The following is a 769-nucleotide window of genomic DNA, read 5'->3' on the forward strand; positions in this document are numbered from 1 at the left end:
GAGTTGGGGATGGATCGGCGGATTGCTTGGCGCGCAACTCGGAGCCACCCTAGGCATCCTCCTCGCCGCATCCTTCAAGCTGCGCCGCTAAAACTACCGAGACCTCAAAGAACCCCGTAGAACTAGACGCACGTTAGCCAACCCGCGTGCATAGGACCTGCGCGAACCCGCCGGCCCGCTCGATCGCCGAGCCTGCCGTCACGGGCACCACCACCGCGTCGGCGCCGAGATACCGCGCCGTGATCAGGCCGAGCACGTCGCCGCGCAAGATCCCGCCGGCGGCGTCGGCCACCAGCGGCTCGTCGGCGTCGCCGTCGGTTGTGACTAGCGCGTCGTAGTTGCCCGACGCCATGGTCTCGGCGATGTAAGTTACGTCCTCCGGGCGATGCGCCTCGGTGCCGATCGGGACGAAAGTGTCCGAGCGGCCGACCGGCGTGACCGCGGCGCCGAACCCCGCCAGCAGGTCGGCGAGCAGGTCGCAGGCGACCGAACTCTGCTGGTAGACGGCGACCCGCAGAACGGCTGAGGATGTCGAGTGCGAAGGCCGCACTGTACCGGCGCCGGTAGCGCTCGATCACGTCCGGGTCCAGCGGCGCGGCGACCGGCGCCGGCATCGTCCCGACAGTGGTGTACGTGTTGAGCACGGGCTGTCAGTGGCGGGCCTTGCCGACGGATATGCTGGCCCGCAGCACGGTCTACGGCTACTTCGACCTGCGGGACTACGATGGCACGCTGATGCGCATCCATCCCGCGCTGTTCGTGCGGTGCC

1 protein-coding gene and 1 pseudogene are annotated in these 769 nt (G+C 68.7%); one reads left to right on the plus strand and one right to left on the minus strand.

What is annotated here, in order from left to right:
• Positions 1-133: 133 nt before the first annotated feature.
• Positions 134-550 (minus strand): hypothetical protein, encoded by a 417-nt coding sequence (locus MKK70_RS05030; RefSeq protein ID WP_243946182.1) that lies wholly within the window; start codon positions 548-550, stop codon positions 134-136.
• Between the two features lie 74 nt (positions 551-624).
• Here MKK70_RS05030 and MKK70_RS05035 point away from each other — a divergent pair.
• Positions 625-769 (plus strand): annotated as a pseudogene (locus tag MKK70_RS05035) (transposase); the annotation flags it as partial.

Origin of the sequence: Methylobacterium sp. E-041 (assembly GCF_022829665.1) — a bacterium.
GTDB lineage: Bacteria > Pseudomonadota > Alphaproteobacteria > Rhizobiales > Beijerinckiaceae > Methylobacterium.